The following is a 21517-nucleotide window of genomic DNA, read 5'->3' as shown; positions in this document are numbered from 1 at the left end:
GGCAGCTCGCGTCAGTCCGCGACTACCCGCCCCCGGTTGCCCGAGGTGGTGGTAGTAGTGGTCGTGATGCGTGCCTGCGTCATGCCCCACCAGATAGCGGCGAGGGGTTAATTTCTCAACCCGTCCCTATCCGATAGCATCAAGCGTACGCGCACCGGCGAGCGTCGTTACTCGCCGGGTCGCCACGACACCGGCGCCCTTTTCGCGCACGCTGGAGAGGAAGCGGAACTCGCTGCTGGCACTGCCCGGGGTCAGTTCGACCGCCATGTAACCGCGGCGCGAGGCATCCATCCACTTGAGCTCCGGATTGCGCGCGACGAGGGCGCGGGCGATGTCTTCAGGTGCCAGCTGCGGCAGGAAGTTTTCGAGGCCGGGCGAGGTCACGCCCTGTACGCCGAACTCGACGCCGGCTGCCTCGCCATCATGGGCGAGATCGAAGGCCCAGGCATTGTGCGTGTCCCCGGCCAGGCTGATGAGGTTCGCATCGGCAGCCAGTGCCGCCTCGTAAAGCCTTGCGCGGGCGGCGGGATAGCCGTCCCATGCGTCCATGTTCAGCGGCAGCTCCGCGCGGCTCGCCATGGCACCCGAGATGACACGCTGCCGGACGAAATCGGGAAGGCCCTCGGGCAGGGTATCCGTAAGCGAAGTGGCCGAGGCGACCTTGCCCATCAGCACCTGCTGGACGAGCACCTGCCATGTCTTGCCGGCACGGCGCGAGGCCTTGAGGCCTTCTGCCAGCCATGCCTGCTGGTCGCTTCCGAGCACCTCACGCGTCGGATCGAGATAGTCTCCATTCCGGAAGGCGGTGAGCCGCGCGATGCCTTCTTCCTGCGAAGCCATGCCGCGCAGCAGCGAGCCGTAATCGAACTGCTGCGCCCGCGCGCTCAGGCGCGTTTCGAGCCGGTAGAGAGTGGCGAGATCGCCGATCTCGTAGGTCTCCCAGGGCCGATCGGAGACGGGCATCCATTCGCGGTAGGCCTTCATCGCCGCAGCCTTGCGCACCGACCAGCTGCCTTCGGTCTCGGGCTGGTGGTTCTGCGCGCCGCCCTCCCAGCTGTCGTTGGAGCTCTCGTGATCGTCCCAGCCGGAGATCATCGGGTAGAGCTGGTGGATGCGCTGGAGATCCTTGTCCGCCCGGTAGGTCGCGTAGCGTGCGCGGTACTCTGCCAGCGCAACGGTCTCGCCCTGCGGGTCGAGCGGGGCGCGGCCGGGAAGCGTCTCGCGCTCGCTCGGATAGGTGCCTTGCGGATACTCGTAAAAGTAGTCGCCGAGGTGGAGCGTGCAGTCGAACTCGTTCGCCTCGGCCGCGTGGGCGTAGGCGTTGAACCAGCCGAAGCCGATGTTCGAGCAGGAGAAAACCGCCATCCGCCACCGCGCGGTCGGTCCTTCGGGAAGCGTTCGCGTGCGGCCGATATCGGAGACCGTCCCGTCAGGCGCGATGAAGCGGTAGTAGTACCAGGTGCCGGCCCTGAGGCCGTCGGCCCACGACTTGGCGCACCAGTCGTTCTCGGCGCGAGGGAGCGCGCTGCCGCCGGCGACCGTCGATGCGAAATCAGCCGTTTCGGACACCTGCCATTCGAGCGCGAGGGACTGGTCGGCGACATAGCGGGTCCACAGGAGGACCTTGTCGACGCCCGGCTCGCCGCTGGCCACGCCGTGCGTGAAGCCGGTCTTGCCCGATGCCATTTGCGCCGAAAGCGGCGCGGACAGCGCTCCGGCGCCCAGCACGCCTCCCTTGAGCAGGCTGCGCCGGTCGAGGCTTGCAATCGGCGCGGCAGCGGGTGGCTCGGTCTTGAACATCTATGTCTCTCCTCTGGGCCGTCATGCCTGCGCCCAATGACGGCGAAATGACAAGCAGGAATCCACCGCGTGACAAGCGAGCACTTCATTATGGAAAGCAACCTTGACATGTGGGGCGAATCATGACAAACAAGCTTTACATCTAGAAAAGGACGCTTGCCATGAAACAGATCCACCTCTCCCTGCTTGTCGCTGCCGCCATGATCGGCATCGCCGTGCTCGCCGTGTTTGAATTCGTGCCCGAGGAGGTGGCGCAGTTCTCGCCCTTTCTCCTTCTCGCCCTCTTTCCCGGGGCATGGCTCGGTTCTGACCGGTCCTGCAATCTACTGAAGAAGAGCAAGGCATGAGCACCGAGGCGAAAGGCGGCTTCACACGTACCGTGCCTTTCTGGGCCGGACTGGCGTTCGGCACATTCGGGGCCGTCATGGGCCTCGCCCTGTCGGACGCCATCAATGCGGCGACAGCCCTCATCCTGATGATCGTCCCGGCCGGCCTGTTCTTCCAGACCATGCGGGTCGCCAACACCGCCACCGCCTGCAGCGGACGCGGAGAGGCACAGCGCCTCTATGTGAAGCGGGTCGCGATCTTCGCCTCGACCTATCTCGTCGTGCTCGCCCTGCAGGTGAGCCTACTCGGCGGCGACGATGCGTCGGAGGCCTCGCTCGCCGCACGCGCGGCCCTGTCGGTCATGCCCGGCCTCGCCATTTGCGGGATCTTCTGGGCCATCGGACGCCTGATCCTCGACGAGAAGGACGAGTTCATCCGCATGCTGATCGTGCGTCAGACGCTGATCGCGACCGGCTTTGCCCTCGGCTTCGCAACCATCTGGGGCTTCCTGGAAGCGGGCGAAGTGGTGCCGCACATCCCTGCCTACTGGTTCGCGGTCGCCTTCTTCGGCGGCCAGTTCATCGGTGCTGTGTCCAACCGCATCACCCATGGTTCGTGGGGTGCGCTGTGAAGAACCGCCTCAAGGTCCTTCGCGCCGAACGCGACTGGAGCCAGCAACATCTCGCCGACCTGCTCGAAGTAAGCCGGCAGAGCGTCAATGCGATCGAGACCGGGCGCTACGACCCCTCGCTCCCGCTCGCCTTCAAGATCGCCGACGTTTTCGAAATGGCGATCGAGGAAATCTTCCAGCGCGACTAGCCGATCACGCGCTTGACTTAAGCGACCCTTAAACCGCATGTCGTACCCGGACGGGAATTGAATACGACATTGAGTTTGGGGGTCGCTTTTTAAGATGCATTACGAAGACATGCAGGCCGACAGTGCGTTCGGCTTTGACGGCACATGGCAGGATTTCGCGAAGATCGCCCTGCCGAACCTTCTGCTGACCATCGTCACACTGGGAATCTACCGCTTCTGGGCGACCACCCGCGAGCGGCAATATCTCTGGTCGCACACGCGCTTCGTCGACGAGCGCCTCGAATGGACCGGCAAGGGGATGGAACTGTTCATCGGCTTCCTGATCGTTGCCGTGGTACTCGGCATTCCCTTCACCCTCATCAACTTCATCGCGCAGGGTCTGATCTTTCGCGGGATGCAGGAATGGGTCGGCGTGATGGGTCTCACGATATTCGTCCTGACCCTTTACCTCACCGGCCTCGCCCGCTTCCGCGCGCTGCGCTATCGCCTGTCGCGCACCCGCTGGCGCGGCATTCGCGGCGGCAGCGACGATCCCGGCTTCGGCTACGGCTGGTCCTATTTCTGGAAGACCATGGTCGGCCAGCTGGTGCTCGGCCTGCTCGTGCCCTGGTCGATGACCAGCCTGTGGAACGAGCGCTGGAGCAAGATGAGCTTCGGCCCGTACCGTTTCGAGGCCTATGCGGATTCGAGCAACATATTCGCGCGGTACCTGTTGTTCTATCTCGCGCCGATCCTCCTGTTCGTAGCGATGGGAATTGCCGCGGTTTCCGGTGGCGGCATCGGAGGCGGTCTCGGCGGCGAGACCGGGATGGGCATCGGCATGGGCCTTGGCATCATCATCGCTCTGTTCGTGTGGTTCTTCGCGCTCGGCCTGATCGCGGCGGCCTTCTATGCGAAGTACTACCGCGAAGTGGTCGCCAAGACGCTCTGGAAGGACCTCAACTTCAACTTCGAAGCCTCCACCATGGACTGGGTGAAGCTCTATATCGGCGACTTCTTCCTCGTCGTGCTGACGCTGGGCCTCGGCTACGTCTTCCTGTCGTACCGCCACTGGAAGTTCTTCATCACGCATATGGAAGCCAGCGGCGACATCCTGCTCGACGAGCTGACGCAGTCGACCACCGCGACTTCCAAGCATGGCGAGGGCCTGCTCGACGCCTTCGACATCGGGGCGATCTGATCGATGGAAAGGGCATTCCAGACCCCGGCCCAGTGGTATGACGGCCATAGCGCCGTCCGCCACGAGGGCGAGGCCACCTGGGACGGTAGGGACAAGCTTTCGCTGCGCGGCTTCACGAGCGAGATGGAAGTCGAACTCTCCGATCTCGAATATGGCGAGCATCGCGGCGGACAGCTGGTCTATCGCAGTTCGGGCCAGCCCGATTTCCGGCTGATCCTGCCCGAAGACCTGCCTCCCGGCCTCGCCGCGCACCTGCCCGAAAAGCAGACCTACGGCGCATGGGTCGACAAGCTCGGCCTCGGCAAGGCGACCGCCATTTTCGCCGCTTTCAGTATCGGTGCGGTCGCACTGTTCATGACCGCTCCCGAATGGCTCGGCCCGCGCATTCCGCAAAGCTGGGAGCGCAATCTCGGCGATGCGATGGTCGGCGATCTCGGCAACCGGCTGTGCAGCACGCCGCAGGGCGATGCCGCGCTCGCCAAGCTGCTGGACGCGGTCGACCCGGAGGACCAGCAGGTCCGCGCCGGCGTCGCCAATATCGGCATGGTCAACGCGGTCGCGCTGCCCGGCGGCCAGGTGCTGCTGTTCGACGGGCTGGTGCAGGAAGCCGAAACGCCCGAAGAACTCGCCGGCGTACTCGGCCACGAAGTCGGCCACGTGCGCGAACGCCACGTGATGACCGCGCTGCTGAGGCAGTTCGGCCTCTCGATTCTCCTCTCGGGCGCCAATTCGGGCGTGGGCGATACCGTCTTCGGCCTCGCCTCGATGGGCTATTCGCGCGATGCCGAACGCGAGGCGGACCAGTTCGCTCGCGACCGGATGGAGGAGAGCAATGTCTCCCCGCTCGGCGCGGCGCGCTTCTTCGAGCGTCTCGGAGGCGATGAAGAAGGCGAGGAGAACGCGATCACCGGCTGGGTGTCGAGCCACCCCGAACCGGCCGAGCGCGCCAAGGCATACCGCGAGGCGGCCGAGGGCGGAAACTTCGCTCCCGTCCTGACCGAGGACGAATTCAACGCGCTCAAGTCGATGTGCAGGCAGGACCGCGATGTCGAGGATTTCGATCTCTTCTGATCGCACCCTTGCATTCGCGCGCCGCAGGTCCGACACCGCCCGTTGATGACTGACATCCGCTTCCACGATCTCGCCGACGGACGCCGCATCGCTTTCCGTCATCTCGAGGGCGAGGGTCCGACGCTGGTCTTCCTGCCCGGCTACATGTCCGACATGGACGGCGGCAAGGCCACGGCGCTGTTCGAATGGGCCAGCGGGGAAGGCCGCGCCTGCCTCTTGCTCGACTATTCGGGCTGCGGGCGCAGCAATGGCGATTTCGCGGAGGGAACCCTGTCGCGCTGGCGCGAGGAAGTGATCGCGCTGATCGACGCCTATGTGAGCGGCAAGGTCGTGCTCGTCGGATCGTCGATGGGCGGATGGCTCATGCTGCTGTGCGGCCTCGAACTGGGCCAACGGCTCGCCGGAATGATCGGCATCGCTGCCGCGCCTGACTTCACCGAATGGGGCTACACCATCGCCCAGAAGCGCGTGATGGCGGGCGGCGAAACGGTCTTCGAGGACAACCCCTACGGCCCCGAGCCGACCCCGACCCATCCCGGCTTCTTCGCCGACGGGCAGGCCCAGCTGCTGCTCTCCGGCGAGATCGCGATCGATGCGCCCGTGCGCCTGCTTCACGGCCAGCGTGACGACGATGTTCCGTGGGACACCAGCATGCGGCTGGCGAGCGCACTGCGTTCGGACAATGTTCAACTCGCCCTCGTAAAAGACGGCGACCACCGCCTGTCGCGCGAGCAGGATATCGCCCTGCTCCTGCGCACTGCCAGCGGCCTTCTGGCCGAGCTGGCCCAGTAATTTTCCGGAGCACGCGTGACCCCGATCCTTGCCCCCACTCTCCTCCTGCTGATGCAGGTCGGACCCGATCCTTCCACCGGCGCGATGCCCGGCCTGCCCGATGAACTCGCCGACCGGCCGGAGCGTGGCGAGACCCAGGCGCCGCAGGAATCGCTTTCGGAGTGCCTGCGCGAGGCATCGTCCTTCCCCCAGGCCGCGCTCGACCGCGCACAGGCATGGCGCGAAACCGCCCAGACCGATCTGGAATTCGCCCAGTCCGCCCATTGCCTCGGCCTTGCGCTGGTGCAGCTCGGCAGGCTCGACGAGGCGCGCCGCGCCTTCGAAGTGGGCAGCGGCGAAGCGCCGGCAGACAACCTGTCCTATTCGGCAAGGCTGGCTGCAATGGCCGGCAATGCTGCGCTCGCCGCGGGCGATGTCGAAGGCGCACTGCCGCTGCTCGACCGTGCCGGGGGGCAGGCGCTGGCAGCCGGTGACGGCGCGCTTGCCGCAGACCTGCGTGTCGATCTTGCGCGGGTGCTGGTGCGCGTGGGCCGCGAGGAAGACGCCGCGCTGGCACTGGGCGAAGCGCGCGAGGCCGACGGCGACGATGCCGAGGCCTGGCTGCTTTCGGCAACGCTCTCGCGGCGACTTGGCAGGCTCGGCGAAGCGCAGGCGCAGATTGAGCGCGCGGCGCTCTTGTCTCCGCGCGATCCGCAGGTCGGTCTCGAAGCAGGCGTGATTGCCGCCATGTCGGGGCGCGAGAGCGATGCGCGTGCAAGCTTCGGCTCGGTGCTCGACGTTGCTCCGGGCAGCCGCGAGGCAGACAGGGCGCAGCGCTATCTCGACCAGCTCGGCCCCGAAGAACCCGAGCTTCCCGAAGAGGATACCTTTCCCGAATGACCGCCTACTCGGTACTCGATCTCGTGCCGGTGCGCGAAGGCGGGTCGCTGGGCGAGGCCTTCGAGGCGGCCACGGCGCTTGCCGTCGCTGCCGAGGATGCGGGCTGTGCACGCTACTGGGTAGCCGAGCACCACGCGATGGAAGGCATCGCCGGCGGCGCGACCTCGGTCGTGCTTGCCCATGTCGGCAATGCGACGAAAACCATCCGCATCGGCTCGGGCGGCATCATGCTGCCCAACCACACGCCGTTCCAGATCGCCGAACAGTTCGGCACGCTCGATGCGCTTTTTCCCGGCCGTGTCGACCTGGGCCTTGGCCGCGCTCCGGGCGCCGGCCCGGAACTGCAGCGCGCGCTGCGCAAGGACCTCCACCGCGCCGCCGAGATGTTCCCGCAGGACGTGGCCGAGCTGATGGCGCTGATGGCGGGCGAAGGTGAAATCCACCCGACCCCGGGACGCGGTGCGAACCCTGAATTCTGGATGCTCGGCTCGAGCCTGTTCGGCGCGCAACTCGCCGCCCGGCTCGGCATTCCCTACGCCTTCGCGAGCCATTTCGCGCCCGACCATCTCGATGCGGCGCTCGAGATCTATCGCCGCGATTTCCGCCCCAGCGACGCGCACAGATATCCCCGCGTCATGGCCGCAATGAACCTGTTCTGCGCCGAAACGCAGGAAGAGGCGGAAACGTTGGCGACCTCGCAGATGCAGGCCTTCGTCGCGCTGCGGACCGGCAAGCCGTCGAAGCTCAAACCTCCGGTCGAGGGTTATCGCGACCAGCTGCCCGCGCCCGCACAGGCGATGCTCGCCCATATCGGACAGGCGAGCGCCATCGGCACGCCCGAGCAGTGCGCTGAGGCAGTGCGCGCTTTCCTTGCTCGCACCCGCGCCGACGAGATCATCTTCGCCGGTCCCACCTTCGATCCGCAGGCGCGCATTTCCTCGCTGCGGCTCGCGATGGAGCAGCTTGCCGCCTGACGCTACGGAAGCGGGCCCATGCATAGGAATGCAAAAATGCATTCACGCCGCTTGAAGTGGCTCTCCAACAGGCCTAATCGCCGCCTCTGACAAAGCCGGGTAACGACTCGGATATTACAAGGCGCCGCAATTTTTTCGCGCCGCAAGCGAGAGGCCCCAAATGGGTTCCAAGACCGCCACTTCCCCCGCAACCCAGACCAAGGCGCTCGCGCAGCACATGCGCGATTCGATGCTGCCGGGTGATACGCCATTCGATCCCAAGCGCCTTGACGAGGCCGCAGAATTCGTGAGCGAGACGGCCCAGAAGCGCGCCTTCGGCGAAGCGGCGATGGCCGTGGAATCGGTCTCCAACGGGCACCGCTATACGCGCATCGCCATCATCAATGACGACATGCCGTTCCTGGTCGATTCGACCGCGAGCACCATTGCCGCGCTCGGCATCTCGATCGACCGCCTCGTCCACCCGGTCGTGCCGGTGGAACGCACCGAGGACGGCACGCTCAGCCGTATCGACGAGGGCGAGCCCGAGGACGCCTATTGGGAATCGATGATCTACATCGAGACCACGCGCGTCGATGCCAAGCAGCGCCGCGCGCTTCAGGAAAAGCTCGCCGAAACGCTCGAAGACGTGCGTGCGGCTGTCACCGACTGGCCCAAGCTCCAGGAGCAGATGCGCGCCGACGCGAAGACGCTCGAGGACGAGGAAGGCAAGGCCCTCCTGGAATGGCTCGATTCGGGCATGCTGACTCAGCTCGGCCACGTCGTGCGCCTGCGCGACGGGACGCAGCAGGGCGAGCTCGGCATCTGCCGCGCGGGCGAACCTGAGCTGCTGGTCGATGCGAGCTACGAGCGCGCCTTCAAGTGGTTCGAGAGCAAGGGCGACGCCCGCACGCCGCTGATCATCAAGGCCAACCACCTCAGCCGCGTGCACCGTCACGTGCCGCTCGACCTGTTCATCGTGCCCCGCCGCGAAGGCAAGAAGCTGGTCGCGCTGTCGGTACATGCCGGTGTGTGGACCTCTGCCGCGCTCGCCACGCCCCCGCGCGGCGTGCCGATCCTGCGCGAGCGTCTCGACGCGATCCGCGACAAGCTGAATTTCGACGAGGGCGGCCATGCCGGCAAGGCGCTGGTCCATGCGATGACCGCGCTGCCGCACGACCTGCTGATCGGTTTCAGCGAGGAAGACACCGAGCGTGTCGCGACGATCATGATGGGTCTCGTCGACCGCCCGCGCCCGCGCCTTGCACTGGTCGAGGCGCCGCTGGCACGCCACCTCTTCGCTTTCGTGTGGCTGCCCCGCGACATGCTGGCAACGCAGGTCCGCCTGCAGATCAAGTCGCTCCTCGAAGACAGCGCCGCCGCGCGCCTGCTCGACTGGAGCCTCGAGGTCGAGGGCGGCAACCTCGCGATGCTGCGCTTCGTCCTCGACATTCGCGACGGCGCCAGGGCGCCCGACGAGAAGGCGCTCGAACAGCAGCTGCAGACGCTGCTGCGCGGCTGGAACGAGGCGGTCGAGAACGAGCTGCTCGACATGGTCGAGAAGGGCCGCGCGGCCGGTCTCGCCATGCGCTTTGCCGACAGTTTCCCGACCGCCTACCGCGCCCGTTTCGGCCCGCGCGAAGCGGCAGAAGACATCGCCCGCCTGCGCGCGCTCGGCATCCATGCCGAGGACGAGGACGGCGAGGATGCGCCCCATCGCGGTGCGCGCCTCTACCTGTGCGAGCGCGAGGAAACACCGCGCCTGCGCCTGAAGCTCTACCAGGCCGAGGGCAGCCTCCCGCTGTCCGACGCCGTGCCGGTGCTCGAGAACTTCGGCTTCCACGTCCAGGGCGAAATGCCCACCGTGCTGAGCGAGGGCAAGCTCGGCACGATCCACGATTTCGCGCTGCAGCTTGCACCGGGCGTCGATGCGGAAGACCTTGTCGAGCGTGCCGAGGCGATCGAGGAAGCGGTTGCCGAAGTACTCAACGGCCACGCCGAGAACGACGTCTTCAACCGTCTCGTCGCCGAAGCCGGGCTCAATGCCTCGGCGGCCAACTGGCTGCGCGCCTTCTATCGCTACCTGCGCCAGGCGGGGATGGGCTTCACCATCTACACCGTGGTCGACGCGCTGGCGAAGAACCCCGACATCACCCGCGCGCTGATCGACCTGTTCACCGCGCGCCACGATCCCTCCTTCGAGGGCAATCGCGAAAGCGCGACCGAGAGCGCCAAGGCCGCGATCAAGCGCGGTCTCGCCAAGGTCAAGGCGATCAACGACGACCGCCTGCTGCGCCTCTACAATGCGCTGATCGACGCGATCCTGCGCACCAATTCCTTCGCGCAGGCCGCCAACGAAGCGCTTGCCTTCAAGATCGACAGCTCGCTGGTCCCGGGCCTGCCCAAGCCGATCCCCTGGCGCGAGATCTTCGTCTATTCGCGCCGCGTCGAAGGCATCCACCTGCGTTCGGGCCCGGTCGCACGCGGCGGCCTGCGCTGGTCCGACCGCCGCGACGACTTCCGCACCGAGATCCTCGGCCTGATGAAGGCGCAGCGCGTGAAGAACGCGGTGATCGTGCCGACCGGCGCGAAGGGCGGTTTCTATCCCAAGCAGCTGCCCGATCCGGCGATCGACCGTGACGGCTGGGCTGCCGAGGGGCAGGCGAGCTACGAGGTCTTCATCCGTACGCTGCTCTCGGTCACCGACAACATCGTCGACGACAAGGTCGTGCACCCCGACGATGTCGTGATCACCGATGGCGAGGACCCCTATTTCGTGGTCGCCGCCGACAAGGGCACGGCGCGCTTCTCCGACGTCGCCAACGCGATCGCGGAAAGCCGCGACTTCTGGCTCGACGATGCTTTCGCATCCGGCGGCTCGAAGGGTTACGACCACAAGGCCATGGGCATCACTGCCAAGGGTGCCTGGGTCAGCGTCCAGCGCCACTTCCTCGAGATGGGCATCGACGTGCAGAGCGAGCCCGTGCAGGTCGTGGGCTGCGGCGACATGTCGGGCGACGTGTTCGGCAACGGCATGCTGCTGTCGAAGGCGATCAAGCTGGTCGCCGCGTTCGACCACCGCCACATCTTCCTCGATCCCGATCCCGATCCGGCCAAGAGCTGGAAGGAACGCCAGCGCATGTTCGACCTGCCGCGTTCGAGCTGGGAGGATTACAATCCGAAGCTGATCTCGAAGGGCGGCGGCGTGTTCCCGCGCGATGCCAAGACGATCAAGCTGTCGAAGGCGATGCAGAAGGTGCTCGGCACCGAGGAGAAGGAGCTCGAGCCCGAAGCGCTTATCTCGATCATCCTCAAGTCGCCGGTCGACCTGATCTGGTTCGGTGGCATCGGCACCTACATCAAGGCCTCGAGCGAGAATAACGTCCAGGTCGGCGATCCGGCGAACGATCCGCTGCGCGTCGATGCCAAGGAAGTGCGTGCCCGCGTGATCGGCGAGGGTGCCAACCTCGGCACCACGCAGGCCGGACGCATCGAGTTCTCGCTCAATGGCGGGCGCTGCAACACCGACTTCATCGACAATTCGGCCGGCGTCGATTGCTCGGACAACGAGGTCAATATCAAGATCGCACTCGCCGCGGCCAAGCGCGCAGGCAGGCTCGCCGAGCCGCGCCGCGTCAAGTTGCTCGAGGAAATGACCGACGAGGTCAGCGCGCTGGTTCTGGAAGACAACCGCCTGCAGGCGCTCGCGCTCTCGATCGCCGAGATCGGCGGCGCGCGCGCCATGGCCTCGCAGCTGCACCTCATCGAAACGCTCGAAGCGGGCGGCAATCTCGATCGCCGCACCGAAGGACTGGCCGACAACCAGGCACTCCAGCGCCGTGCTGCAGACGGCACCGGCCTGACGCGGCCCGAGCTCGCCGTGCTGCTGTCCTCGACCAAGCTGGTCCTGCAGGACGCCATCGAGGCGAGCGACCTTCCCGACGACCCGATTCTCGAGGACCTGCTGATGCGCAGCTTCCCCGAGCCGATGCGGGGCAAGTTCAAGGCGCAGATCGAAAACCACCGCCTGCGCCGCGAGATCATCGCGACCAAGCTCGCCAATGCGATCGTCAACCGCCTCGGGATGATCCATCCCTTCGAACTGGCAGAGGAAGAAGGCGTCGAGCTCGCCGCCGTCGCAGCCGCGTTCGTTGCGGTGGCGCACCTCTTCGACCTGCGCAGCCTGTGGGGCGAACTCGACCGCGCGAAGATGGACGAGGCCGCACGCCTGCTCATGTTCGACCGCCTTGCGGCAGCAACCGGCAACCTCATGTCCGATGTGCTGCGCACCAGCGCAGGCAATGTGAAGCCGGGCGAAATGGTCTCCGAGCTGGGCAAGAACGTCTCGGTGCTGATCAACTGCTCGGACCAGCTGCTCGGCAGCGAGATCAAGAGCCAGTCGGCCATGCAGCACGAGACCTTCACGGCTGCCGGCGCGCCCGACGCGATCGCCAGCCGCGTGACGCACATGTTCGATCTCGACGGCTCGGTGGGGCTTGCGAGCCTCGCCGCCGACACCGAAATCGATCCGAAACTGCTCACGCAGGGCTTCACCGACATCGGGGCGATGATGGGTATCGACTGGGCGCAGAGCACCGCGGCCAAGATGAACCCCTCGGACGTGTGGGAACGCTTGCTGACCTCGGGCCTTGCGCGCGATTTCCAGCAGATGCGGATCGAGTTGCTGCGCCGCCTGTCGCGCCGCAAGGACGCGAAGAGCGACATGCCGCAGGTGGTCGAGAGCTGGGCGGAGGACCAGTCGGTCGCGATGCGCCAGTTCCGCATGATGGTCGATCGCGCGCAGTCGCAGACGCCTGTCGCGCCTGCCATGCTCGCCCAGATCGCAAGCATGGCGCGCAACGTCCTGGCGCGCTGACGCGCCTCGCAAAGCTTGACCGCGCGCGAGTTTGACGCCAGCCGTGGTGGCCATGGATCATTTTGACGTCGTCATCGTGGGGTCGGGGCACGGCGGCGCGCAGGCAGCAATAGCCTTGCGCCAGGCAGGCCATGAGGATTCGATCCTGATGGTCAGCCGCGACCGCAATCCGCCTTACGAACGCCCGCCGCTGTCGAAGGAATACCTCGGGGGCGAGAAGCCCTTCGAGAAGATCCTCATCCGTCCCGAAGCCTTCTGGGCCGACCGCAATGTAACGCTGCGGCTCGGCGCGAATGCGAACGAGGTCGATCCGGTCAAGCACACGATCGCGCTCTCGGACGACACGATGGTCAGCTATCGCAAGCTCATCTGGGCAGGCGGCGGCGATGCGCGGCGACTGGGCTGCCCGGGCGCTGAACTGGCAGGCATCCACACCATCCGCACGCGCCGCGATACCGACGCGCTGATGGCGGAGCTGGCCGCAGGCGCACAGCGCGCGGTGGTCATCGGCGCGGGCTATATCGGGCTCGAGGCGGCGGCCGTGCTGCGCAAGATGGATCGCCAGGTCACCGTCGTCGAAATGCAGGACCGCGTGCTGGCACGCGTCGCGGGACCCGAAATCTCGGAATTCTATGCTGCCGAGCATCGCAAGCACGGTGTCGACCTGCGGCTCGAGACGGGTGTCGAGCGGATCGAAGGCGACGGCGAAAAGGTCACCGGCGTCACGCTTTCGACCGGCGAGACCATCGCCTGCGAGATCGTGATCGTCGGTATCGGGATCGTTCCGGCAGTCGGCCCGCTGATCGCGGCGGGCGCTGCGGGCAGCAACGGGGTCGACGTGGACACGTTCTGTCGCACTTCGCTCGACGATATTTACGCCATCGGCGACTGCGCGGCGCATCCAAACCCCTATGCCGACAATGCCATCATCCGGCTGGAATCGGTGCAGAACGCCAACGACATGGCGAGTGTCGCGGCCAAGGCGATCATGGGCGACAAGCAGGATTACGACGCTGTGCCGTGGTTCTGGTCGAACCAGTATGATTTGCGCTTGCAGACGGTCGGCATCTCCAATGGCTACGACCAGACTGTGCTTCGCGGCGATCCGGCGGAGCGCAAGTTCAGCTTGGTCTACCTGCGCGAGGGCACGGTCATCGCGCTCGACTGCGTCAACAACACCCGCGACTACGCGCAGGGACGCAAGCTGGTGATGGGCCGCGCAGAGGTCGATCCGGACCTGCTGTCGGACACCGAGGTGCCGCTCAAGGAGATGGGCTGAGAAGCCGGGCGGCTGCCCAGTCGGCTGCCTCCGCCACCACCGGATCGGGGTCGCTCCGCAGAGCCTCGACCTGCCCCATCAATGTCGGATCGCCGCTGTTCCCTGCGGCATAGAGGCAATTCCTCATAAAACGGTCGCGCCCGATGCGCTTGATCGGCGAGCCGGAAAAGAACTGCCGGAAGCCCGCATCGTCGAAGGCAAGGAACTCGGACAGCGGCGGGGCGATCAGTTCCTCGCGCGGCGCGAGCTTCATGTGCCGGTGCGCGGCATCGGCGAACTTGTTCCACGGGCACACCGCGAGGCAATCGTCGCAGCCGTAGATGCGGTTGCCGAGCGGCTCGCGGAACTCCTCCGGGATCGGCCCCTTGTGCTCGATCGTGAGGTAGGAAATGCACCGCCGCGCATCGAGCCGATAAGGGGCGGGGAAAGCGTCGGTCGGGCAGGCGTCCTGGCAGGCACGGCACGATCCGCACATGTCGCGATGCGGCGCGTCGGGCGCGAAGGGTATCGTCGAATAGACCGCGCCGAGAAACATCCAGCTACCGTGTTCGCGGCTCACGAGATTGGTGTGCTTGCCCTGCCAGCCGATCCCCGCGGCCTCGCCGAGCGGCTTTTCCATCACCGGGGCCGTGTCGACGAAGACCTTGAGCTCGCTGTCGGGCGCCTGCGCGACGAGCCAGCGGGCGAGCGCCTTGAGCGCCTTCTTGACCACGTCGTGATAGTCGCGGCCATGCGCATAGACGGAAATCCGCGCCTTGTCGGGATGCTCCTCCAGCGCCAGCGGGTCGACATCCGGCGCATAGCTCATGCCCAGCGCGATCACGCTCTTCGCCTCGGGCCAGAGACCATGCGGGCTGGCGCGCTGCGCCTTGCGGCTCTCCATCCACTCCATCGAGCCGTGACGACCCTCGCCGAGCCATTGCTCGAACCGCTCGGCGCGCAAGGGGTCTTCGCCTGCCCCGGTAAAGCCGCAGGCAGCGAAGCCGAGCGCCTTCGCCTCGGCTCTCAGGGCCTCCTGCAATTCGCCTGGTGAGACGGCTTTAACCAAACTTGCTGTTGCTCCCGTTCACATCGCACGGTTAACTCGTCGGCCTATGTTGACCGAGACGGGTGCGATGTCGCCAAATTCGCAGGATTACAACCGTCCGCTCGCCATCGAGGCGCGCGGGCTGGTGAAACGCTTCGACGATACGCTCGCCGTGGACGGGGTCGACATCTCCGTTCCCGAAGGCGCGATCTACGGCATCCTCGGCCCCAATGGCGCGGGCAAGACGACCACGCTGCGCATGCTGCTGGGCATCATTGATCCCGACGAGGGCGTGCGCCGCGTTTTCGGTCACGACCGCCCGCACGAAATCGCCAAGTGGATCGGCTACCTGCCCGAGGAACGCGGCCTCTATCCGGCGATGAAATGCGACGACGCGATCGCCTTCATGGGCGCGCTGCGCGGCCTCCCGCTCGACGAGGGCAAGAAGCGCGGGCGCGAGCTGATGGAAAACCACGGCCTCGGCCACGCGATCGACCGCCAGATCCGCCAGCTGTCGAAGGGCATGGCGCAGACCGTGCAGCTATTGGGCACGCTGGTCCACCGGCCGAAGCTGGTGGTGTTCGACGAGCCGTTCAGCGGCCTCGACGCGATCAACCAGGGCAAGCTCGAAGTGATGATCCGCGATCTTGCGAAAGAAGGCACGACGGTGATCTTCTCGACCCACGTGATCCATCACGCCGAGCGGCTGTGCAACGATGTCGCGATCATTGCCGGCGGCCGCGTGCCCTATGCCGGATCGGTCGACGCCGCACGTGATCGCATCCCCGCGCAGGTGCGTCTCGAGACGCGCAATGCGGACGGCGAATGGCGCAGCGCGCTGCCCGAAGACGCGCGCCACGACGCCAAGGAAGGCAGCGGACACTTCTGGTACTTCCCGATTCCCGAAGGCGGGATCGAGGCGCTTCTGAAGCGGCTGATCGATGGCGAAGCGGGGATCCTCTCGCTCTCGATCGAGCGTGCCGGCCTGCACGATGCCTTCGTCGAAATCGCAGGCGAGGCAGCGGCGCGCGCGCTCGAGGACGATGCAGCGGAGGACGTGCGATGAGGAGTTCCGACCAGGCCTCGCGCCTCTCGCTCTTGCAGGCTGCATGGGTCGTGGCGCGCCGCGACTTCAAGGCGATCCTTTTCAGCCGCGCTTTCTTCTTCTTCCTGCTCGGCCCGCTCTTCCCGATCATCGTCGGCGGGCTTGCGGGCGGGATCGGCGGACAGGTCCAGCGCGAGACGCTGGTCAACACGGTCGCGCTCGCCATGTCGGCTGAGAACAACGCCGCCATCCTCCAAGCCCGCGAAGTGGCGACCGAAACGATGGCCGGCATACCCGAGTTCGAAGCGGTCGAGAGCGAAGGCGACGAGGACCTCTCTGCCGAAGAAATCCTGACCCGCTCTAACTATGCGGTGGTGGTGACAGGCGATCTCGAGCGCCCGATCCTCACCGGCCCGCACGTCCAGATCCATCGCTGGGAGGGCGCGGTCTCGCTCCTTGCAGCCATGGCGAACGGCTCCGCGCCGACAGAATTTCCCGCGATCGAGGAGCGACCCCTCGCAAGCAGCGCCGCTGCCGAACGCTCGGATCGGATCAAGACCGCGCAGGCCGGCCAGCTCCTTCTCTTCCTCCTAATGATGCTGCTGGCGGGCATGGTCCTGTCGAACCTCGTCGAGGAGAAAGCGAACAAGGTCATCGAGGTGCTCGCCGCGGCAATCCCGATGGACGCGGTGTTCCTAGGCAAGCTCTTTGCCATGCTCGGCGTGAGCTTCGTCGGCATTGCCGTCTGGGGCGCATTCGGCGGGGCGATCTTCGCGCTGGCGGGCGATGCCGTGCCCGACATGCCCGAACCGGCGCTCGGCTGGCCGCTCTTCGTCCTCCTCGGCGTCGCCTATTTCGCGATGGGTTACCTGCTGCTGGGATCGCTGTTCCTGACCATCGGCGGCATGGCGACGACCGTGCGCGAGGTACAGACACTCTCCATGCCGGTGACGATGGCGCAGCTTCTGGTGTTCTTCCTCGCGGCCTATTCGATGACCTCACCGGGCACCCCGCTCGAGCTGTTCGCAGCCGCCTTCCCGCTATCCTCGCCCTTCGCGATGCTGGCGCGCGCTGCCCAGTCGCCGGAGATCTGGCCGCATCTCGTGGCGCTGGTCTGGCAGGGGATCTGCGTCGCCATCTTCATCAAGGCCGGCGCAACGCTGTTCCGTCGCCGGGTGATGAAATCGGGCAAGGGCGGCCGCGCAGTAAAGGGCCACGTGGGAGGCGCGGCCTCGGCCTGAGGGGCTTTCGCGTCGCCTCCATCCAATCTCCCGCCCAGGCGCGTGATTAGGTTCGTTTTTGCAACGCACTATTGACACCACTGTCAGTTGCGGCAGGATGTGAACAGAGAGAGGCGGCCCTTGATGGAGTCGTCCCCCGGGAGAAAAACATGGCCACCATCGCCCCGAAACGGCCCGAAGTCCATTCGAGCCCCACAGCCTACGAAGCGCTCAAGAAGCATTTCGAGGAGCATCCCGAAGAGCGCCTGCAGCACACCCACAAGTGGGACGTGAGCCGCAGCGACATCTATGCCGAGAACACCTGGCATCCGATCTTCAGGGAGATGCGCGAGGCAGGTCCGCTCCATTACATTCCCGAAAGCCCCTTCGGCCCGTACTGGGCGGTCGTCCAGCACAAGGCGATCCAGCATATCGAGGCGCTGCCCGAAGTCTTCTCGTCGAGCTGGGAGCATGGCGGCATCACCATCCTCAACCGGCTGACCGAGGAAGAGATCGCCGAGACCGGTGTCGACCGCCGCGAGCTGCCGATGTTCATCGCGATGGACCGCCCGCAGCACACCGGCCAGCGCCGGACCGTGGCGCCCAAGTTCACGCCCTCGGGCATGGCCGAGATGGAAGGCGAAATCCGCCAGCGCACCGGCGAGCTGCTCGACAGCCTGCCGCGCGGCGAGGTCTTCGACTGGGTCGACAAGGTGTCTATCGAGCTCACCACGGGCATGCTCGCGATCCTCTTCGGCTTCCCCTGGGAAGACCGCCGCCTGCTCACCTTCTGGTCCGATTGGTCGGGCGACACCGAGCTCGCCACCGTGCGCGAACTCGACGAGATGCGCTGGGGCTTCCTCCATGAGATGGCAGCCTATTTCCAGTCGCTCTGGGTCGAGCGCACCCACGACAAGGAGCCGGGTGACGATCTCATCTCGATGATGATCCACTCGGACGCGATGAACCAGATGCGCCCCGAGGAATTCATGGGCAATCTCGTGCTGCTGATCGTGGGCGGCAACGACACCACCCGCAACTCGATGAGCGGGATCATCTACCAGCTCGACAAAAACCCCGACCAGCGCAAGCTGTTCGAGCAGAAGCCCGAGCTGATCCCGAACGCGGTGCAGGAAATCCTGCGCATGCAGACCCCTCTCGCGCATATGCGCCGCACCTGCACAGAGGATACCGAGGTCTTCGGCCAGAAGATCAAGAAGGGCGACAAGGTCGTTCTCTGGTATCTCAGCGCGAACCGCGACGAGCAGGTCTTCGAGAACCCCGACAAGCTCGATATCGAGCGCGAGAATGCGCGCCGGCACATCGCTTTCGGCTACGGCATCCACCGCTGCGTCGGTGCACGCCTTGCCGAACTGCAGCTGCGCATCCTGCTCGAGGAAATGCACAAGCGCCGCATGCGTGTGCACCTGGCAGGCGACGTGGAGCGTGTCCGGGCGAACTTCGTGCATGGCTTCCGCAAGCTGGAAGTCGAAATCACCGAGTTCTGAGGCGTAACCTTTTTGCCGTTTCGCGCGTATTCATAGGCAATAGCCTATGGGTAGAGACATGCACGATATTCGAGAAAACAGGCGCGCCTTCCTCGGCCTGCTTGGGTCGGGCGTCGCCGCGACGGCGCTCGCCGCATGCGGATCGAACGAGGCGCAGGCGAAGGACTATCCGATTTCGCTCAGCGAGGCGCAGTGGCGCAAGAAGCTGACGAAGGACGAGTTCTACATCCTGCGCGAAGCGGGGACCGAGCGCCCCTACACATCGCCGCTCAATGACGAGAAGCGGGCGGGAACCTTCGTGTGCGCAGGCTGCGGCAACCGGCTCTACAGCTCGAAGACCAAATATGATTCGCGCACCGGCTGGCCAAGTTTCTGGCAGGCGATCGACAAGGGCGCGGTCGGCACCAGCACCGACTACAAGATCGGCTATCCGCGGACCGAAGTGCACTGCGCCGATTGCGGCGGGCACTTGGGGCACATCTTCAATGATGGACCCAAGCCCACCGGCAAGCGCCATTGCATCAACGGCCTCGCGCTGGACTTCATCCCCGCCTAGTCGGCGACGCGGTAGACCAGGAACTCCTCCGGTCCGCCAATTTCGACCGGTTCGAGCCATGCGGGTGGATTGCCCGCGACCAGCTGTGCGGCAAGCCCGTCGGGCGCGGTCGCGGCAAACAGGTTCGCCTCTGCAAGATCGCTGCACAGCGCAAGGTAATCGGCATCGTGTTCCGCCACGATCGCGCGGGCCTCGGCGGGCTCTTTCGTGAAGGCATGAATGACGTCGGCCATCGCCTCGTTCGCGCGGTGGTGGCCGGTCGCGATCACGCTATGGTGGCTCTTAAGGAGGATGGTCGGCCCGATATCGAGCGGTGCGAAAACCGTGCCTTGCGGCAGCATGCCGAGCCTTTCGGCCTGATCGCGGATCGCGCAGCGCGCTTCCTGCACCTTGGCAGCCGTGTTCCCTTCGCCGCCTGCCTGCGGCGCGACCAGCTTCGAGAGCGTCACCGGCGTCATCGGCGCGAGCAGGATGACCAGCGCGAGGACAGAGACAACCCGCGCAACGATCGCCTTCTCGCGGCGCACGCGGTCGAGCAGGTTCGCCGCCAGCCAGCCGAGCGGGATCGCGGCGATGATCGAGGCGAGGCCGAGCGAACGCACCACCAGCAACGCGGCGATATTCACCAACACGAGCAGCAGCAGGTATTCGGTCCACCAGCCGCGGACCCAGTCGATCGAGCGCGCGCGGATCGCGATCGTTGCGCCGATTGCGGCGAGCATCTGGATGATCGCGGGCACGACGGTGCCGATCTCCTGCGACCACAGCGGCTGGCCCTCGAGCACGCGGCGATACCACAGCGCATCCACCGCCGGGTCAAGCGCCGCGAAGGGCGTGGTCAGGCAGGTGGGAGAAGACATCGCGAAAACGGCCAGCGCCGCTGCGCCGACGATCGAGAAGAGCACGATCAGTCCGAAACCCCGCAGTTTCGTGGTCTTGGCGAGGATCCATGTGCCGAGCGCGGCGGTGAGGAAGAAGCCAAGATGCGCGGGCGAGATCGCGTCGCAATATTGCGTCCATGCGGCAGGCCCTCGGGTCGCGAGGTAGAATAGCACCAGTCCGCCCGACAGCGCCTGCATATAGGCGACCAGCCAGCCGCGCTGCGCGTGGTCGAACCACCAGCGAGAGAACAGGATCGCGCCGAATGCTCCGGCGAGCGGGAGGATTTCGAGCGAGATGCTGAGGCCGAAAGCCATGGCGAGGCCCGCCACCCAGCCGCCCTTTCGCGTGTCGCGCCAGCTGATCGCCCAGAGCGCGAAGGCGACGCTGACGATCTGCCAGCCGTGATGGTCGATCCGCATCGGGCGGAACTGGAACAGGAGTGCCGGAAGGAAGCCGCAGGCAAGCACGGCAAAGATCGCCGCGCGCGCACCCAGCATGCGCCATGCGAGGCGGCCGATGGCAAATGCCGCGAGGCCGAATGTCAGGAGCGGAACAGCGACCAGCGCCACGGTCTCGGCTGCGGCCTGCCCGAGCAGCGGTGTAAGTCCGCCGATGACGAGCGCGAGCGGGATATCGACCAGCCGCGTCCAGTGCATTGCGGTGCCGGCGGGCGGATCGATGCGGTATTGCGTGGTGTCGAACCATTCCTGCCCGGCGAGCAGGTCGCGCACCTGCACGAGCCTCAGCACATCGTCGGGGTCGGGAAACTGGCCCTGCGCGAGCCTGCCGAGGCCGGCGAGGAACAGGATCGCGCTCACCGCCGCCCATGCAAGGAGCAGCTGCACAGCAGGGAATTCTCCGAGGCGCGCGCGCCGGTCGTAAGCCATGTCAGGCGTTAGAGCGGAAGACGACGCGGCTGCGCAATAGCCATGTGGCGGCAAAGCTCACGCCGATGGCGAATAGCTTGGCCAGCCGCGGATCGATGCCAGCGATCTCGCCGATACCGACGATGGCGGTGGTAAGGCCGAGGCCGACCAGCGCCGAGCCGACGAAGAGTGCCTTCTGGCGCGTGCGCTCCGGCCCGCGTTCGGCGACGGTATCAGCGAAAACGGCGCGGCTCGAGATCAGCCAGTGGGTGAGGATGCCGGCCGAATAGGCAAGCGCAGAACCGGCCGCGGCGGGAACCGCGAATGCGAGGAGGGCAAGGAACAGTCCCATGTCGACGGCAAGCGCTGCCACGCTGGCGAAACCGTATCGCAGCAAGCGGATACGCTGCAGCCGGGAAAGAACCTTGCTCATGCCT

18 protein-coding genes are annotated in these 21517 nt (G+C 65.9%); 14 read left to right on the top strand and 4 right to left on the bottom strand.

Going from position 1 to position 21517, the window contains the following annotated elements; genetic code table 11:
* Positions 1–126 precede the first annotated feature (126 nt).
* Positions 127–1800 (bottom strand): alkaline phosphatase D family protein, encoded by a 1674-nt coding sequence (locus K3163_RS01195; RefSeq protein ID WP_221551095.1) that lies wholly within the window; start codon positions 1798–1800, stop codon positions 127–129.
* Positions 1801–1961: 161 nt separating this feature from the next.
* Here K3163_RS01195 and K3163_RS01190 point away from each other — a divergent pair, with 161 nt between their 5' ends.
* The 10 genes from K3163_RS01190 to K3163_RS01145 all read left to right on the top strand — a co-directional run bounded on the left by K3163_RS01190 (position 1962) and on the right by K3163_RS01145 (position 13976).
* A complete protein-coding gene (locus tag K3163_RS01190; RefSeq protein ID WP_221427182.1) occupies positions 1962–2147 on the top strand; it encodes a hypothetical protein in 186 nt (61 codons plus the stop codon).
* The gene (locus tag K3163_RS01185) at positions 2144–2758 is read left to right on the top strand and encodes a hypothetical protein (protein WP_221427183.1); all 615 of its coding nucleotides are present in this window, start codon (positions 2144–2146) and stop codon (positions 2756–2758) included. The genes K3163_RS01190 and K3163_RS01185 overlap by 4 nt, the downstream gene beginning before the upstream one ends.
* Positions 2755–2946, top strand: coding sequence for a helix-turn-helix transcriptional regulator (locus K3163_RS01180; protein ID WP_221427184.1), 192 nt, complete (start codon positions 2755–2757; stop codon positions 2944–2946). Before K3163_RS01185 ends, K3163_RS01180 begins: the two co-directional genes overlap by 4 nt.
* 94 nt (positions 2947–3040) lie before the next feature.
* Positions 3041–4126 carry a YjgN family protein gene (locus tag K3163_RS01175; RefSeq protein ID WP_221551092.1) on the top strand — a complete coding sequence of 362 codons (1086 nt, stop codon included), beginning with the start codon at positions 3041–3043 and terminating at the stop codon, positions 4124–4126.
* Between the two features lie 3 nt (positions 4127–4129).
* The gene (locus K3163_RS01170; protein ID WP_221427186.1) at positions 4130–5197 is read left to right on the top strand and encodes a M48 family metallopeptidase; all 1068 of its coding nucleotides are present in this window, start codon (positions 4130–4132) and stop codon (positions 5195–5197) included.
* Between the two features lie 45 nt (positions 5198–5242).
* Entirely contained in the window at positions 5243–5989 is a 747-nt protein-coding gene (locus tag K3163_RS01165; protein WP_221551090.1) for an alpha/beta fold hydrolase, read from the top strand.
* A gap of 15 nt (positions 5990–6004) precedes the next feature.
* Positions 6005–6868, top strand: coding sequence for a tetratricopeptide repeat protein (locus tag K3163_RS01160; RefSeq protein ID WP_345719686.1), 864 nt, complete (start codon positions 6005–6007; stop codon positions 6866–6868).
* A complete protein-coding gene (locus K3163_RS01155) occupies positions 6865–7842 on the top strand; it encodes an LLM class flavin-dependent oxidoreductase (protein WP_221551088.1) in 978 nt (325 codons plus the stop codon). The genes K3163_RS01160 and K3163_RS01155 overlap by 4 nt, the downstream gene beginning before the upstream one ends.
* A 160-nt stretch (positions 7843–8002) precedes the next feature.
* Positions 8003–12697, top strand: coding sequence for an NAD-glutamate dehydrogenase (locus K3163_RS01150; protein ID WP_221551086.1), 4695 nt, complete (start codon positions 8003–8005; stop codon positions 12695–12697).
* Between the two features lie 52 nt (positions 12698–12749).
* Positions 12750–13976 carry an NAD(P)/FAD-dependent oxidoreductase gene (locus K3163_RS01145; protein ID WP_221427190.1) on the top strand — a complete coding sequence of 409 codons (1227 nt, stop codon included), beginning with the start codon at positions 12750–12752 and terminating at the stop codon, positions 13974–13976.
* On the opposite strand, the gene queG is transcribed toward K3163_RS01145, so the two are convergent.
* Positions 13960–15024: a tRNA epoxyqueuosine(34) reductase QueG gene (gene queG / locus K3163_RS01140; protein ID WP_247712427.1), complete on the bottom strand. Its 1065-nt coding sequence runs from the start codon at positions 15022–15024 to the stop codon at positions 13960–13962. The genes K3163_RS01145 and queG overlap by 17 nt on opposite strands.
* 46 nt (positions 15025–15070) lie before the next feature.
* Between queG and K3163_RS01135 the strand changes: the two genes are divergently transcribed.
* The 4 genes from K3163_RS01135 (at position 15071) to msrB (ending at position 19332) form a co-directional block, all read left to right on the top strand.
* Positions 15071–16069, top strand: a complete 999-nt coding sequence (locus tag K3163_RS01135) for an ABC transporter ATP-binding protein (protein ID WP_247712426.1) — start codon at positions 15071–15073, stop codon at positions 16067–16069.
* On the top strand, positions 16066–17289 hold the full coding sequence (locus K3163_RS01130; protein WP_221551084.1) for an ABC transporter permease: 1224 nt from the start codon (positions 16066–16068) through the stop codon (positions 17287–17289). Before K3163_RS01135 ends, K3163_RS01130 begins: the two co-directional genes overlap by 4 nt.
* 149 nt (positions 17290–17438) lie before the next feature.
* Entirely contained in the window at positions 17439–18776 is a 1338-nt protein-coding gene (locus K3163_RS01125; protein WP_221427193.1) for a cytochrome P450, read from the top strand.
* A 58-nt stretch (positions 18777–18834) separates the two neighbouring features.
* A complete protein-coding gene (msrB, locus tag K3163_RS01120; RefSeq protein WP_221427194.1) occupies positions 18835–19332 on the top strand; it encodes a peptide-methionine (R)-S-oxide reductase MsrB in 498 nt (165 codons plus the stop codon).
* Here msrB and K3163_RS01115 read toward each other — a convergent pair.
* Both K3163_RS01115 and K3163_RS01110 read right to left on the bottom strand, forming a co-directional pair.
* Positions 19329–21101, bottom strand: a complete 1773-nt coding sequence (locus K3163_RS01115; protein ID WP_247712425.1) for a hypothetical protein — start codon at positions 21099–21101, stop codon at positions 19329–19331. The two genes, msrB and K3163_RS01115, sit on opposite strands and share 4 nt — an antisense overlap.
* Position 21102: 1 nt before the next feature.
* On the bottom strand, positions 21103–21513 hold the full coding sequence (locus tag K3163_RS01110; RefSeq protein ID WP_221427195.1) for a GtrA family protein: 411 nt from the start codon (positions 21511–21513) through the stop codon (positions 21103–21105).
* Between the last annotated feature and the right edge of the window lie 4 nt (positions 21514–21517).

The organism is Qipengyuania xiapuensis (assembly GCF_019711395.1).
Classification (GTDB): Bacteria; Pseudomonadota; Alphaproteobacteria; order Sphingomonadales; family Sphingomonadaceae; genus Qipengyuania; species Qipengyuania xiapuensis.
Note: the sequence above shows the minus strand (reverse complement) of the source record. Positions and strands in the feature narration are given on the sequence as shown.

What these genes read in the sequence shown, in the direction of transcription:
- K3163_RS01195 (WP_221551095.1), bottom strand. Translation starts at nt 1,800, where the DNA reads ATGTTCAAGACCGAGCCACCCGCTGCCGCGCCGATTGCAAGCCTCGAC.
- K3163_RS01190 (WP_221427182.1), top strand. Translation starts at nt 1,962, where the DNA reads ATGAAACAGATCCACCTCTCCCTGCTTGTCGCTGCCGCCATGATCGGC.
- K3163_RS01185 (WP_221427183.1), top strand. Translation starts at nt 2,144, where the DNA reads ATGAGCACCGAGGCGAAAGGCGGCTTCACACGTACCGTGCCTTTCTGG.
- K3163_RS01175 (WP_221551092.1), top strand. Translation starts at nt 3,041, where the DNA reads ATGCATTACGAAGACATGCAGGCCGACAGTGCGTTCGGCTTTGACGGC.
- K3163_RS01170 (WP_221427186.1), top strand. Translation starts at nt 4,130, where the DNA reads ATGGAAAGGGCATTCCAGACCCCGGCCCAGTGGTATGACGGCCATAGC.
- K3163_RS01165 (WP_221551090.1), top strand. Translation starts at nt 5,243, where the DNA reads ATGACTGACATCCGCTTCCACGATCTCGCCGACGGACGCCGCATCGCT.
- K3163_RS01155 (WP_221551088.1), top strand. Translation starts at nt 6,865, where the DNA reads ATGACCGCCTACTCGGTACTCGATCTCGTGCCGGTGCGCGAAGGCGGG.
- K3163_RS01150 (WP_221551086.1), top strand. Translation starts at nt 8,003, where the DNA reads ATGGGTTCCAAGACCGCCACTTCCCCCGCAACCCAGACCAAGGCGCTC.
- K3163_RS01145 (WP_221427190.1), top strand. Translation starts at nt 12,750, where the DNA reads ATGGATCATTTTGACGTCGTCATCGTGGGGTCGGGGCACGGCGGCGCG.
- K3163_RS01135 (WP_247712426.1), top strand. Translation starts at nt 15,071, where the DNA reads ATGTTGACCGAGACGGGTGCGATGTCGCCAAATTCGCAGGATTACAAC.
- K3163_RS01130 (WP_221551084.1), top strand. Translation starts at nt 16,066, where the DNA reads ATGAGGAGTTCCGACCAGGCCTCGCGCCTCTCGCTCTTGCAGGCTGCA.
- K3163_RS01125 (WP_221427193.1), top strand. Translation starts at nt 17,439, where the DNA reads ATGGCCACCATCGCCCCGAAACGGCCCGAAGTCCATTCGAGCCCCACA.
- msrB (WP_221427194.1), top strand. Translation starts at nt 18,835, where the DNA reads ATGCACGATATTCGAGAAAACAGGCGCGCCTTCCTCGGCCTGCTTGGG.
- K3163_RS01115 (WP_247712425.1), bottom strand. Translation starts at nt 21,101, where the DNA reads ATGGCTTACGACCGGCGCGCGCGCCTCGGAGAATTCCCTGCTGTGCAG.
- K3163_RS01110 (WP_221427195.1), bottom strand. Translation starts at nt 21,513, where the DNA reads ATGAGCAAGGTTCTTTCCCGGCTGCAGCGTATCCGCTTGCTGCGATAC.